At 71.2% G+C, this 12,505-nt stretch carries 11 protein-coding genes; 4 read left to right on the top strand and 7 right to left on the bottom strand.

Going from position 1 to position 12,505, the window contains the following annotated elements; all coding sequences use genetic code 11:
* Positions 1-16: 16 nt before the first annotated feature.
* The gene (locus KDK95_RS18310) at positions 17-1,126 is read left to right on the top strand and encodes a polysaccharide deacetylase family protein (RefSeq protein ID WP_372463347.1); all 1,110 of its coding nucleotides are present in this window, start codon (positions 17-19) and stop codon (positions 1,124-1,126) included.
* A 15-nt stretch (positions 1,127-1,141) separates the two neighbouring features.
* On the opposite strand, the gene KDK95_RS18305 is transcribed toward KDK95_RS18310, so the two are convergent.
* Entirely contained in the window at positions 1,142-1,600 is a 459-nt protein-coding gene (locus KDK95_RS18305) for a universal stress protein (protein WP_212519412.1), read from the bottom strand.
* Between the two features lie 178 nt (positions 1,601-1,778).
* Between KDK95_RS18305 and KDK95_RS18300 the strand changes: the two genes are divergently transcribed.
* From KDK95_RS18300 to KDK95_RS18290, 3 genes are all read left to right on the top strand, one after another.
* Positions 1,779-2,699 carry a hypothetical protein gene (locus KDK95_RS18300; RefSeq protein WP_212519411.1) on the top strand — a complete coding sequence of 307 codons (921 nt, stop codon included), beginning with the start codon at positions 1,779-1,781 and terminating at the stop codon, positions 2,697-2,699.
* Positions 2,700-2,944: 245 nt separating this feature from the next.
* Positions 2,945-4,813 carry a cellulose binding domain-containing protein gene (locus KDK95_RS18295; RefSeq protein ID WP_249161484.1) on the top strand — a complete coding sequence of 623 codons (1,869 nt, stop codon included), beginning with the start codon at positions 2,945-2,947 and terminating at the stop codon, positions 4,811-4,813.
* A 121-nt stretch (positions 4,814-4,934) separates the two neighbouring features.
* Positions 4,935-6,020 (top strand): aldose epimerase family protein, encoded by a 1,086-nt coding sequence (locus KDK95_RS18290; RefSeq protein ID WP_212519410.1) that lies wholly within the window; start codon positions 4,935-4,937, stop codon positions 6,018-6,020.
* 261 nt (positions 6,021-6,281) lie between these two features.
* Here the strand turns inward: KDK95_RS18290 and KDK95_RS18285 are convergent, their stop codons facing one another.
* The 6 genes from KDK95_RS18285 to dctA form a co-directional block, all read right to left on the bottom strand.
* Positions 6,282-6,629: a hypothetical protein gene (locus KDK95_RS18285; protein WP_212519409.1), complete on the bottom strand. Its 348-nt coding sequence runs from the start codon at positions 6,627-6,629 to the stop codon at positions 6,282-6,284.
* Positions 6,630-7,074: 445 nt separating this feature from the next.
* Positions 7,075-7,320: a DUF5999 family protein gene (locus tag KDK95_RS35945; protein ID WP_307844440.1), complete on the bottom strand. Its 246-nt coding sequence runs from the start codon at positions 7,318-7,320 to the stop codon at positions 7,075-7,077.
* Positions 7,321-7,527: 207 nt separating this feature from the next.
* Positions 7,528-8,421 carry a transglutaminase family protein gene (locus KDK95_RS18275; protein ID WP_212519408.1) on the bottom strand — a complete coding sequence of 298 codons (894 nt, stop codon included), beginning with the start codon at positions 8,419-8,421 and terminating at the stop codon, positions 7,528-7,530.
* Between the two features lie 21 nt (positions 8,422-8,442).
* Positions 8,443-9,369 (bottom strand): alpha-E domain-containing protein, encoded by a 927-nt coding sequence (locus KDK95_RS18270; RefSeq protein ID WP_212519407.1) that lies wholly within the window; start codon positions 9,367-9,369, stop codon positions 8,443-8,445.
* A gap of 17 nt (positions 9,370-9,386) precedes the next feature.
* Entirely contained in the window at positions 9,387-10,982 is a 1,596-nt protein-coding gene (locus KDK95_RS18265) for a circularly permuted type 2 ATP-grasp protein (protein WP_212519406.1), read from the bottom strand.
* Positions 10,983-11,088: 106 nt separating this feature from the next.
* Positions 11,089-12,438, bottom strand: coding sequence for a C4-dicarboxylate transporter DctA (dctA, locus tag KDK95_RS18260; RefSeq protein ID WP_212519405.1), 1,350 nt, complete (start codon positions 12,436-12,438; stop codon positions 11,089-11,091).
* Positions 12,439-12,505 lie beyond the last annotated feature (67 nt).

Raw genomic sequence — 12,505 nt, 5'->3', positions numbered from 1 at the left:
CAAGCCGGCCGGGCGGCTGATCGGGGACGGCTCGACCTCGGACACCGGGCCGCAGCCGCGTCAGCCGGTGCCGGAGCGGCTCGGCGCGGGTGAGCGGCCGCCGCAGTTCGTGGTGTTCTCCTGGGACGGCGCGGGCGAGGACGACAGCAGGCTGTTCTCGCACTTCCGGCAGGTCGCGCAGGAGACCAAGGCCACGATGACGTTCTTCCTGAGCGGCATCTACACGCTGCCGCGAAGCCAGCGGATGCTCTACGCGCCGCCCGGCAAGCCGCTCGGCGCCTCGGCGATCGGCTACCTCTCCGACGACTCCGTGCGCGCGACGATCCAGCAGGTCGGGGCCGCCTGGCTGGAGGGGCACGAGATCGGCACCCACTTCAACGGGCACTTCTGCGACGACCAGGGCGTCGGCACCTGGAGCCCGGCGCAGTGGCGCAGCGAGATCGACCAGGCCATCGGCTTCGTGCACTCGTGGCGCACGAACACGGGCTTCACCGACCTCGACGCGCTCCCGTTCGACTACTCGAAGGAGCTCACCGGCGGCCGTACCCCCTGCCTGCTCGGCCAGAACCAGCTGCTGCCCGTGGCGCGGGACCTCGGCTGGACGTACGACGCGAGCAACCCCGGCGGTCTGCAGATCTGGCCGGAGAAGCGGCTTGGCGTGTGGGACTTCCCGCTGCAGTGCATCCCGTTCCCGGGGACCGGGTTCCAGGTGCTGTCCATGGACTACAACATGATGGCCAATCAGTCGAACGCCAATCCGTCCGGCTCGAAGTCGATGCGGCCGTACTGGCAGCGGCAGTCGGCGAACGCCTACATGGCTGGCTTCAACCGCGCGTACACGACCAACCGGGCGCCGTACTTCATCGGCAACCACTTCGAGTCGTGGAACGGCGGGATCTACATGGCGTCCGTCGAGCAGGCGCTCCGCGAGATCGCCGAGTACCCCGACGTGCGGCTCGTGTCCTTCCGCCAGATGGCCCAGTGGCTCGACGCGCAGGACCCGGCCGTCATCGCCCGGCTGCGCACGCTCAACCCGGGCCAGGCGCCGACCTCGTGGGCCGAGTACACGACTCCGTCGAAGAACTCGGTGCCCTCGTCCGAGATGGCGGACATGCGCGCGATGTGACCGGGGCCGACGGCGTCAGGGCACGATGATGACCGGGCACGGCGCGGTGCGGGCCAGCCGCACCGCGAGCGAGCCGAAGCAGCGGTGCGACCAGTGCTCGGAGGCGCCCACGACCAGCGCCGAGACCTGCAGGTCGCGGGCCAGCTTGCGGATCGCGGACACCGGCGAGCCGTCGAGCACCGCGAACGCGTGCTCGGTGCCCAGCCGCTCGGCGCTCTCGGCCAGGTAGCCGCCCGCCTCCCGTGCCAGATCGGACTCGGCCACCTGCGCGTATGCGGAGAAGCCGGGAGAGCTGAGCAGCAGGGAGTTGTGGTGGCGCACGTACACGCCGACGACGCAGACGCCCGACCGGCGGGCGAGTCCCGCCGCGTAGTCGACGGCGCGCAGCGAGGTGCGGGAGAGGTCCACGGCCACCAGCACGGAGTGGGGGGCGACGGTGCCGAACTCCGTGCTGCTGAGTTGATGCAGAGTCATGTCGGGGGCCAGGGTACTTTTCTTCGCGACGGCAGGCGAGGGCTTCACCCACTGTTTCTCCATCACGTCTCGAACTCACGCGCGAGGCCGCGCTATCGTCTGCGGCGGACGTAGGCCGGGTTCGCCCGGCCCCACCCACCTCCGTCCCGTTCTGCCCTACATTCTGTGAGGCTTCGCAATGCGCAGATTCACTGTGCCGCTCGCGGTGTGCGCCGTGATCGGCTTGTCCGCGGTGCCCATCGGCACCGCCCAGGCTGCTCAGGCGTCCACCACCGCCGCCGCGGCCGCCGCCGTCAAACCGCTCGCCGCGTCCGGCGTCTCGGGCTGGACCGAGACCGGCTCGTCCCTCCAGAGCACGCTCACCGCGGGCGAGGGCGTCGCGACCGTCGACCCGGCCGGCGGCTCGCCGTACGTCCTCTACCGCGGCCTCGGCTCGGTCCCCGTCGGCCTGGCCGCCGCGGGTTGGACGCACGTCGGCGACCCCGACTCGGCCTCGGGCTACATCATCGACGCGTACCAGAACTCGAGCTCCAGCTCGAACGAGAAGATGTTCCAGGTCACGACGCCGTCCGGGGCGACCTACCAGTATGTGCACACGCTCGTGCCCGGCGAGCTGTACAACAACTCCTTCGACGCGATCTCGCCCGACCGGCAGTGGATGGTCTCCGGCGAGTGGGGCACGATGTCCCACCTGCAGATCTACCCGACGCCGCTGCTGAACCCGACGACCTCGCAGGACGGCGGCTCGCTGGACCTGTCCGGCTACATCCAGCTGGACCACCAGGTCAACGACGTCCAGGGCTGCGACTTCGTCACCTCGACCGAGCTCATCTGCGCCTCGGACGACAGCAGCGAGACGCTGTTCTCGAACGCGAAGCCGCTGCTGGAGGTCGACCTGTCCGCGGCGCTCAGCGGGACGAGCGTGACCGGGCACGTCGTGGACCTCGGCTCGATCCCGCAGGAGAGCATCTGCTCCGGCACCTTCGAGGCCGAGGGCGTGGACTACGACCCGAGCACGGGAATCCTGCGGGTGGAGATCATCCAGCCGAGCGTGTGCGCGGTCGTCACGACGGTCTACCAGTACAAGCAGAGCTCGTAGCCGGCTCGGCTCGTCTCCGCGGCGCTCCCCGGCTCGGGTCACGGGCCGGGGAGCGCCGCTTCCACGTGCCGCCGGACGACGAGGCGGGGCCCTGACACCCAGACCCCTCGGCGAAGCCGCAGCTCCACGGCGGCGCGCCTGAAACTTTCTCCGCCGACCCGCGCCTTTCCGCGGGCGCCGCACCGTTTCCTTTGCGGCCCGGGACCTGCTCCTTAGCTTCGGGGGAAACGATTGGAGGAAGGGAATTGCCACCCACCAGTAGCAGGGCCGGACGAGCCGTCGCGGTCTCCGCCGGCGTCTCGCTCGTCGCCGCGTCGATGGTCGTCCTCGGCATGACGCACCCCGCGTACGCCGCCGACGCCGCCACGATCAACGGCTCCACGACCTACCAGACCATCTCGGGATTCGGCGCGTCCGAGGCCTTCGGCGAGGCCCAGACCGTCATGAACGCGTCGAGCTCCGTGCAGCAGCAGGTGCTCGCCGACCTCTACAGCCCGACCACGGGAGCCGGGCTGACCATGCTGCGCAACGAGGTCAGCGCGGACTCCGGCAGCACGATCGAACCCACCGCGCCGAGCAGTCCGAGCGCGACGCCCGCCTACCTGCCGCTCTCGTCGATCAACCAGGACGCCGGCCAGCTGTGGTTCGCGCAGCAGATCAAGGCGGACTACGGCGTGACGAACGTGTTCGCCGACGCCTGGAGCGCGCCCGCGTTCATGAAGACCAACGACGCGACCGACAACGGGGGCGCGGTCTGCGGCCTGACCGGCGCGACGTGCAGCAGCGGCAGCTGGGTCCAGGCGTACGCGAACTACCTCAAGCAGTACGCGGCGGACTACTCGGCGGCCGGAGACCCGCTGACCTACATCGGGCCGGAGAACGAGGCGAACCTGTCGACCAGCTACGACAGCATGCAGCTGACGCCCGCGCAGACTGCTCAGTTCATTGACACGCTCGGCCCGACGATGGCGAGCTCCGGCCTGAGCACGCAGGTCGAGTGCTGCGCGACCGAGGGGTGGGACTACGCCTCGCAGTACGCGAGCGCGATCGAGGCCGACTCGACCGCCGCGTCGTACACCAAGGTCTTCACGAGCCACGGCTACACCTCGGCACCCACCTCGGTGCTCTCCGGCTGGAGCAACCCGGCGTGGGAGACGGAGTGGTCGACGTTCGAGACGTGGGACCCCGCATGGGACGACGGCACCGACGCCTCCGGCTTCACGTGGGCGCAGCACATCTACCAGGGCCTGACCGGCGCGAACCTCGGCGCGTTCCTCTACTGGTGGGGCAGCACCACGCCCTCGGAGAACGGCGACAACGAGGGCCTGCTGCTGCTCAACGGCAGCACGATCACCACCAGCGGCCGACTGTGGGCGTTCGCGAACTACAGCCGGTACATCAGGCCGGGCGCGGTGCGGATCGCGGCGTCGAGCGGGAACAGCGCGCTGGATCTGAGCGCATACAAGAACCCCGACGGCTCGGTGGCGGTGGTCGTGCTGAACACGGCTTCGAGCGCTGACACGGTGAACTACGCGCTGACCGGGACCGGCATCACCTCCGGCACGGCCACGCCGGTTCTGACCGACGCCAGCGCGGACGCGACGACGCAGTCCGCCGTCCCGGTCAGCGCCGGGACGTTCACGGCGACGGTCCCCGCGCGGGCCCTGGAGACCTTCGTCATCACGCCGGGCGGCGGCACCAGCACGTCCGCATCGCCGACGACGACCGCCACGGCGAGCCCCACCGCGACGGCCACGGCTTCTGCCTCGGCCTCGGCTTCGGCCTCGGCCACTGCGGGCGCGACGTGCTCGGTGACCTACCAGACCACCTCCCAGTGGACCGGCGGCTTCACCGCCAACGTCACCGTCACCGACACCGGCTCGGCGGCGCTCGACGGCTGGACGGTCGGCTTCACGTTCCCCGGCGATCAGAAGGTCACCAACGCCTGGAACGCCACCGTCAGCCAGTCCGGCGAGACGGTCACGGCGACCAACGCGAGCTACAACGGCTCGCTGGCCGCCGGCGCGAGCACCAGCTTCGGCTTCCAGGGCACCTGGACGTCCAGCGACTCCCCGCCGACCTCGTTCACGGTCGACGGAAACACCTGTAGCTAGCGCCCGGAAGAGCAAGGAAGGGCCTCGGGAGCGCGAAAGTGAGCACGGGGTGCAAGGGCGCCGGTCACCCGGTACCGTTGCACCCCGACACTTTGTTAACGCTCTCACCAGGAGGCTTTCCGTGCCAGCCCCCTCCCGCGATTCCTTCGGCTCGCTGCCCGACGGCACCGCGGTCAGCCGGTGGACCCTGACCGACTCGACCGGGGCCGGCGCCTCGATCCTCGACTACGGCGCGATCATCCAGGCGCTGCGCGTGCCGGACCGGACCGGCCGCGCGGCGAACGTCGTGCTCGGCTTCGACAACCTGGCCGACTACCTGGAGCGCAGCCCGTTCTTCGGCGCGCTGATCGGCCGCTATGGAAACCGGATCGCCGGGGGCCGGTTCGAGCTCGACGGCACCGCGTACCAGCTGCAGCTCAACGACGAGGACCGTCCCAACTCGCTGCACGGCGGCGTACCCGGCTTCGGAGCGCGGATGTGGGAAACGGCCGCGGCCGAGGAGGTCGAGGGCGGCAGCGCCGTCACCCTGACCCGCGTGAGCCCGGACGGCGAGGAGGGCTTCCCCGGAACGCTCACCGTCTCCGTCCGCTACACGCTCGCGCACGGCCGCTTCACGCTCGACTACACGGCCGAGACCGACGCGACGACGATCGTGAACCTGACCAACCACGCGCACTTCAACCTCGCCGGCGAGGACTCGGGCACCTCGATCCTGGACCACGAGCTCTCGATCGCCGCGCAGGAGATCCTGCCGGTCGACACCGCCCTGATCCCGCTCGACAGCCCGATCACCGTCGCCGGAACGCCGTTCGACTTCCGCACCCCGCGGGCGATCGGCGCGCGGCAGGACGACCCGCACCCGCAGTTCCTGCTCGCCGACGGCTACGACCACTGCTACCTGCTGACCGGGGGCCGCACCGAGCGTCCGCGCAACGTCGCCTCCCTGAAGGACCCGCGCAGCGGCCGCACGATGCGCCTCGAGACGACGGAGCCGGGCATCCAGGTCTACAACTGCAGCCACTTCGACGGCACGCTCGTCGGCACGAGCGGGGTCGCGTACCCGAAGTACGGCGGCGTGGCGCTGGAGACGCAGCACTACCCCGACTCGCCGAACCGCCCCGAGTTCCCCTCCACGGTGCTCAAGCCCGGCGACGTCTACCGCTCGACGACCGTGCTCGACTTCACGCCGGACTCGCAACAGGCGTAGCAGGCGGCGTGGGACCGGGCGGCGCAGGACCACGCAGCGTGGAACCGGGCGGCGCAGGACTACGGAAAGTGGGACCGGGCGGCGCAGGACCACGCAGCGAGGGACCGGGCGGCGCGGGTCCGGGCGACATGGACCGCGCAGCGTAGGTCCAGGCGACGCAGGACCCGGCGGCGTAGGCACGGCCGACGGAAGGCCGTGCAAGAAAAGGGCCGTCCCCCGAGGATCCGGGCCGCGGGGGACGGCGATCGTGGGCGGCCCCCGTCAGTCGCGGCGGCGCGGCGTGGTACCCGGCGTGTCGGCGACCTCTGCGACGATCAGCTCGGCGAACGCGTGCGGCAGTGCGCAGCGCGCGGCGATCCAGGTGGCCGGCACCTGGCGGCGTGCCAGCTCGTACGCCAGGGCGATGCGCTCGCTGGGCCCGTCAGGATCCTGGGGCGAACCGCCCGCGGCGGCGTGCGGCGTCACCGGGGCGTCGTAGCGCTCGCTGCGCGCCCAGGCGCGCCGGGCCAAACGCAGCAGCCTGGCCCGCAGACGCGCGAAGAAGCGCAGGTCGGGGCCGATCGGCGGCTGGGGCCAACCGTCCGTGCCGCGGCGGTCCGAGGAATTCACAGAGGACTTTTACCCGGATCGGTCAGCTCTACCGGCTCCGGCGGAAATCCGCCCCGCCCCCGCGGGACCGGAGAGGTCGGTGCGCGTCCGCGGCCGCGCACGGCCCGAGGCGGTCATCCCGGATCGCCCCCGGGCTTCGGGTTCGGCTCGCGGAGCAGCTCAGGCCCGAGCCGTGACTCGCACGCTTCAGTGGGGCGCCACGAAGGCAGTCACCCCGGTTCGCCCCGGGGTTCGCACTCGGCTCGCGAAGCGGCTCAGGCCGGGGCCGTGACCCGCACGCGTCGGCGGGCCGCCATGGAGGCCGTCACCCCGGTTTGCCCCGGGGTTCGCACTTGGCACGCGGAGCGGCTAAGGCCAGGGCCGTGACCCGCACGCGTCGGCGGGCCGCCATGGAGGCCATCACCCCGGGCCGCCCTCGGGGTTCGCGCTCGCCTCGCGAAGCGGCTCAGGCCTGGGCCGTGACCCGCACGTCGGTGGGGCGCCGCGGGCCGATGATCCGACCGTCCGGCAGCAGTTCGCCGGTGTCCTCGAAGAGCACGACGCCGTTGCAGAGCAGGCTCCAGCCCTGCTCGGGGTGCGTGGCCACGGGCACGGCGGCCTCGCGGTCGGGAGCGTCGGCGTCGGGACAGGCGGGCCAGTGCGCGCACGCCCTGGCCACTGCCGGGGAGGGTTCGGAGTTCACCACGATCACCACCGAAATGTCCGGTTTTCTGCGTAAGCAGCTAGGCCGAGTATTGCGCACCGCGATGACAAGGGAGCTAACGAAAAGATAACGAACCGGCGAGAGGATGTTTGAAGGCGATGGTCGGGCACCTCAGAGCGATGCCCGACCACCTCCGACCGCCCACCCTACGCCGCCGCGGCGTCCGCGGCGTCCGGGGCGGTCCGACCGGCCTTCTCAGGCCAGCCGGGTCAGCTTCACCGAGACCGTCAGGGTGCTGTCCGGCGCGCCGAGGTAGATGCCCTTGTGCGGGACGACGTCGGTGTACTCGCGGCCGTGGCCGACGACGACGTGGCGCAGACCGGGGGCGACGTTGTTGGTCGCGTCGATGCCGTACCAGTCGCCGGCCCAGTACTCGGTCCAGGCGTGGCTCTGGCCCTCGCAGCTGACGCCGGGCGTCGACTCCTTCAGCGGGAACAAATAGCCTGATACGTAGCGGGCCGGCACCCCCGCGGCGCGGAGCATGCCGATGGCGATGTGCGAGAAGTCCTGGCAGACGCCCGACTTGCTCTCCCAGGCCTCGCGGCCGCTGGTGTGCACGCCGGTGGCACCGGGGACGTAGGCCATCGCCTCGTGGATCCAGCCGCAGATGCGCTCGGCGGCGGTGTGCGGCCCGGCGCCGTCCACGCGCTCGCGGAGCTCCTGCTGGAGCCTCGGGGTGAGCTTGGTGCGGGCCGTGGGCGCGGTGAACTCGGCGAGGTCGCCGGATTTCACGGCGGTCTCGATCGCGTCCCAGGACTCGTCGCGGTGCTCGGCGGCCGCCGGCTCGGCCCAGGCCGAGGGGCTGGTCTCGACGACGGAGCTCGCGCGGATGGTGAGCGATTCGTGCGGGTCCTGGAGGTCGAAGCTGGTCACCCGGGTGCCCCAGTAGTCGGTGTAGTGCCACGGCTGGGCCGCCGGGCCGATCTCGACGCGGCTGCTCAGCCGGGTCTGGGCCGCCGTGTCGAGCGGGGTCATCCGCAGCTCGTTGTACGACGCGCGGACCGGCCCGTCGTAGCGCAGCACGGTCTCGTGCCGGATCGCCAGCCGCCAGCGGCCGCGGGAGGTGTCTTCGGGCTCGAATATCGACATGGCGTTGCGGGTCCCTCTCCCTCAGTCCTCGCGGTGCTGCCAGGCCAGCGGCGCGCTGTACTGGAAGTACTCGTCGGCGATGTGCCGCGTCGCGGTGACGCAGCCCTCCTGCAGCTCCTTGAGATACGTCGTCAGCTGCGTTCCGAACGTGCGTTCCTCGGCGTATTCGAGCATCGTGCGCATCCGGCCCACGTCGCGGCGCGCGGAGTGCGGGCCGCCCGCGAGCGTGGCGAGGCACTGCTCGGCGACGCTGAGGGCGTGGATGACCGACCGGGGGAACGTCTGGTCCAGCAGCAGGAAGCGCGCGGCCGACTGCGGGTCGCGGCCCCAGCCGAGCGTGCGGCGGTGCGGCTCGTCGGCTCCGGCGGCACGCAGCAGCGTCGACCAGTCGGGCGCGTTGCGGGAGGCGACCACCTTGGCGGACAGCAGCCGCGCGGTCATGTCGACGCGTTCCAGGCTGCGGCCGATGGTCAGGAACAGCCAGCCGTCGTCGCGGCTCATCGTCGAATCGGCGAGCCCGCAGAACAGCGCCGCACGCTCGCGCACGAACCGGAGATAGGCGTACGGGCCGATCCGGCCGGCGGCCTTCCGCTGGCCGGGCAGCGCGTGCCACGTGGCGTTCAGGCACTCCCACGCCTCGGTCGAGATCACCTCGCTCACCCCGCGCGCGTTGTCGCGGGCCGCGCACCACGCCCCCGCGACGGCGCTGGGGTTGGCCGTGTCGAAGCCGAGCAGATCCATGACGCCGACCGCGTCGTACCGTGCTCCCTGCGCGGCGGCGGGTTCGACTCCGAGGATGGCGTAGAGAGTGCGGCACGCGGCGTGCTCGTCGGTCGCGGGATCGTCGAGCAGCCGATGCATGAAGGCGTCGAGGATGCGTGCCGTGTCGTCGGCGCGCTCGACGTACCGGCCGAGCCAGAACAGTGACTCGGCTATCCGGCTGAGCATGAACCGTCCTCCTTCGCCTAGCAGTCCTTCTGCGCTTGCTGTTGCTGCTGCTGTTGCTGCTGGAGGCCGTCGGCGCCCGGTCCGGCGAGCCGCCCGGCGACGGCGTCCGCGGGGTCGAGTTGGCCGTCGGCGGCGTCGCTACCGGCGGATTGCGCCGGGTTCACGGCCTCCGCGTGCGCGGACTCGCCCGCGAGCACCCAGGTGTCCTTGGATCCGCCGCCCTGGCTGGAGTTGACGATCAGCGCCCCTTCGCGCAGCGCGACGCGGGTGAGGCCGCCGGGGAGCACCCAGACCCGCTCGCCGTCGTTGACCGCGAACGGCCGCAGGTCGATGTGCCGCGGCGCGAAGCGGTCGGCGGTGAACGTGGGCGAGGTGGAGAGCGCGACGGGGCGTTGCGCGATCCAGCCGCGCGGGTTCTTCGAGACCTGGACGCGCAGGTTGTCGAGGGTGCGCTCGTCGGCGGCCGGGCCGATCACGATGCCCTTGCCGCCCGCGCCGTCGACCGGCTTGAGAACGAGGTCGGCGAGGTGGTCGAGCACGAACTCGAGGCGTTCGGCGTCCTCGAGGCGATGCGTCTCGACATTCTCGAGGACGGGTTCCTCGCCGAGGTAGTACCTGATCAGCTCGGGGATGTACGTGTAGATGAGCTTGTCGTCGGCGGCGCCGCAGCCGACGGCGTTGGCTATCGCGACGGTGCCGGCCCGCGCCGCGTTCAGGATGCCGGGGACGCCGATGACGGACTCGGGCCGGAAGTGCAGCGGGTCGATGAAGTCGTCGTCGATGCGCCGGTAGATGACGTGCACGGGCTCCTCTCCCGCCGTCGTGCGCATCATGACCCGGTTGCCGACGCAGAAGAGGTCGCGGCCCTCGACGAGCTGAACGCCCATCAGCCGGGCGAGCAGCGCGTGCTCGAAGTAGGCCGAGTTCGCGACGCCCGGGGTGAGCACGACGACGGTCGGATCGGCGACGGCGCGCGGGGACGCGGCGCGCAGGGCTTTGAGGAGCCGGACCGGGTAGTCGTCGACCGGCCGCACCCGCTGCTCGGCGAACAGGCCGGGGAACGTGCGGGTCATGATGCGCCGGTTCTCCAGCACATAGCTGACACCCGACGGCACCCGCACGTTGTCCTCGAGGACCCGGAACCGGCCGTCCACGTCGCGTACCAGGTCGATGCCGGCGACGTGCACGCGGACGCCGTTCGTCGGTTCGATGCCGTGCGCCGCGCGGTGGAATCCGCTGCCGGTGAGCACGACCGAGCGCGGAACGATCCGGTCATGGAAGCAGTTCGCCGGGCCGTACACGTCGGCGAGGAAGGCCTCGAGGGCCAGCACCCGCTGGCGAACGCCGCGGTCGATCAGATCCCACTCGCCGGCGGCGATCACCCGGGGCACGAGGTCGAGCGGGAAGGGCCGCTCCTCGCCGTCGAAGGCGAAGGTGACGCCGCGGTCGGTGAACGCGCGCGCCACCTGGTCGGCGCGCAGCCGCAGCTCGCCCGGGTCGAAACGGTCGAGCGCCGCGCGCACGGCCCGGTAGGCAGGCCGCGGCGCGCCGGGGGCCGAGAACATCTCGTCCCAGGCCGCGCCCAGTGCGTACTCGTCGAACACATCCGCCATGTCCGCAAGGTAGAGGCGGGATGTTTCCGAACCATGACATCCGTGGTGATCTTTGTGTCGTGTGCCGGTCCCTGTTTCGGGACCGGCACACGGATCTCACGGCCGGTCAGGCGACTGCCGGCGCGAGGACCTCCTCGCTCTCGCCCTCATCGCCGCCGGCGGGCGCGCCGGAGAGCACGGCACGGGCCCGGTCGCGGTCGAGGACGCCCTCCCACGAGGCGACGACGAAGGAGCCGACCGCGTTGCCGCACGCGTTGGTGAGCGCGCGCGCCGTGGACATGAAGCGGTCGATGCCGAAGATCAGCATGATGCCGGCGACGGGGATCGTGCCGACCGAGGCGAGCGTGGCCGCCAGGACGATGAACCCGGATCCGGTCACGCCCGCCGCGCCCTTCGAGGTCAGCAGCAGGATCCCGAGGATGCCGAGCTGCTGGGCGAGGGAGAGGTGGGTGCCGGTGGCCTGCGCGACGAACAGCGCCGCGAGCGTCAGGTAGATGCAGGTGCCGTCGAGGTTGAAGGAGTAGCCGGTCGGCACCGTCAGGCCGACGACGTCCTCGGGCACGCCCGCGCGCTCGATCTTGCGCATCAGCCGCGGCAGCACCGTCTCGCTCGACGACGTGCCGAGCACGATGACCAGCTCGTCCTTGATGTACCGCAGGAGTGACAGGACGTTGAGCTTGAAGCTCGCGCAGACGATGCCGAGCGCGACGATCACGAAGACCGCGCACGTGCCGTACATGAGGCCGATCAGCGAGCCGAGGCTGGTGAGCGTGTGCACTCCGTACTTGCCGACGGTGAACGCCATCGCGCCGAACGCGCCGACGGGGGCCGCGTACATGATGATGCGCAGCACGGCGAAGAAGACCTTGCCGAGCTTCTCGACACCCGCCGCGACGCCGGCCGCCGGCTCGCCGACCAGCTTGATCGCGACGCCGAACAGCACGGCGAAGAAGACCACCTGGAGGTCGCTGCCGGTCGACGTGAAGGCGCCGATCGCGCTCGTCGGCACGATCTCGGTGAGGATCGACCAGAAGCCCTGCGCCCTGCCCTCGGCCGCGTACTGCGCCGCGTTGCCGGTGAGCTTGAGCGAGGCCGGGTCGGCGTGGATCGAGCTGCCCGGGTGCAGCACGTCGATCGCGACCAGCCCGAGCACCAGCGCGATGGTCGTCATCCCCTCGAAGTAGATGAGCGACTTCACGCCGATCCGGCCGACCTTGCGCAGGTCGTCCACGCCGGCGATGCCGCCGACGACGGTCACGAAGATGATCGGCCCGACCACCATCGTGATCATGGAGACGAAGACGGTGCCGAGCGGCTCGAGGTTCGCGCCCGCCTTCGGCCAGGCCGCGCCGACCGCGGCGCCGGCCACGATCCCCACGAGCACCCACACGTACAACTGCCGGTACCACCGCGACCCGGTTCTTACCGCCCTAACCGCCGCTGCACTCGCCGCCATGCGAAGACTCCCAACACCGGTGGGCCACCACAGCGTGGCCCGACCCCAAGACCATCGTCGAGAGCGG

This window comes from Actinospica acidithermotolerans, from assembly GCF_018139625.1.
GTDB classification, from domain to species: Bacteria; Actinomycetota; Actinomycetes; order Streptomycetales; family Catenulisporaceae; genus Actinospica; species Actinospica acidithermotolerans.
The sequence above is the reverse complement of the archived record's forward strand: the minus strand, read 5'-3'. Positions and strand labels throughout refer to the sequence as shown.

Coding starts and splice junctions, on each gene's coding strand:
- KDK95_RS18305 (WP_212519412.1), bottom strand. CDS start 1,600: ATGACTCTGCATCAACTCAGCAGCACGGAGTTCGGCACCGTCGCCCCC.
- KDK95_RS18300 (WP_212519411.1), top strand. CDS start 1,779: ATGCGCAGATTCACTGTGCCGCTCGCGGTGTGCGCCGTGATCGGCTTG.
- KDK95_RS18275 (WP_212519408.1), bottom strand. CDS start 8,421: ATGTCGATATTCGAGCCCGAAGACACCTCCCGCGGCCGCTGGCGGCTG.
- KDK95_RS18270 (WP_212519407.1), bottom strand. CDS start 9,369: ATGCTCAGCCGGATAGCCGAGTCACTGTTCTGGCTCGGCCGGTACGTC.
- KDK95_RS18265 (WP_212519406.1), bottom strand. CDS start 10,982: ATGGCGGATGTGTTCGACGAGTACGCACTGGGCGCGGCCTGGGACGAG.
- dctA (WP_212519405.1), bottom strand. CDS start 12,438: ATGGCGGCGAGTGCAGCGGCGGTTAGGGCGGTAAGAACCGGGTCGCGG.